Annotated in this window: 1 rRNA gene; it reads right to left on the bottom strand. The window is 56.2% G+C overall.

The annotated features are described in order from the left end of the window. Window positions 1–2: 2 nt before the first annotated feature. Window positions 3–1,030, bottom strand: a 23S ribosomal RNA gene (locus tag ACWD4U_RS34815); the annotation flags it as partial.

Here is a 1,030-nt window from a genome sequence, read left to right as displayed (position 1 = left end):
CTGAGGACAAGCCCTCGGCCTATTAGTACCGGTCAACTCCACCCCTCACAGGGCTTCCATACCCGGCCTATCAACCCAGTCGTCTACTGGGAGCCTTACCCTCTCAAGGAGGTGGGAGTGCTCATCTCGAAGCAGGCTTCCCGCTTAGATGCTTTCAGCGGTTATCCCTCCCGAACGTAGCCAACCAGCCATGCCCTTGGCAGGACAACTGGCACACCAGAGGTTCGTCCGTCCCGGTCCTCTCGTACTAGGGACAGCCCTTCTCAACACTCCTACGCGCACAGCGGATAGGGACCGAACTGTCTCACGACGTTCTAAACCCAGCTCGCGTACCGCTTTAATGGGCGAACAGCCCAACCCTTGGGACCTACTCCAGCCCCAGGATGCGACGAGCCGACATCGAGGTGCCAAACCATCCCGTCGATATGGACTCTTGGGGAAGATCAGCCTGTTATCCCCGGGGTACCTTTTATCCGTTGAGCGACGGCGCTTCCACAAGCCACCGCCGGATCACTAGTCCCTACTTTCGTACCTGCTCGACCCGTCAGTCTCACAGTCAAGCTCCCTTGTGCACTTACACTCAACACCTGATTGCCAACCAGGCTGAGGGAACCTTTGGGCGCCTCCGTTACCCTTTAGGAGGCAACCGCCCCAGTTAAACTACCCACCAGACACTGTCCCTGATCCGGATCACGGACCCAGGTTAGACATCCAGCACGACCAGAGTGGTATTTCAACGTCGACTCCACGACAACTGGCGTTGCCGCTTCAAAGTCTCCCACCTATCCTACACAAGCCGAACCGAACACCAATATCAAGCTATAGTAAAGGTCCCGGGGTCTTTCCGTCCTGCTGCGCGAAACGAGCATCTTTACTCGTAATGCAATTTCACCGGGCCTGTGGTTGAGACAGTCGAGAAGTCGTTACGCCATTCGTGCAGGTCGGAACTTACCCGACAAGGAATTTCGCTACCTTAGGATGGTTATAGTTACCACCGCCGTTTACTGGCGCTTAAGTTCTCAGCTTCGCC

The organism is Kitasatospora sp. NPDC002522 (assembly GCF_053595195.1).
This window is presented reverse-complemented; position numbering and strand designations above follow the sequence as displayed.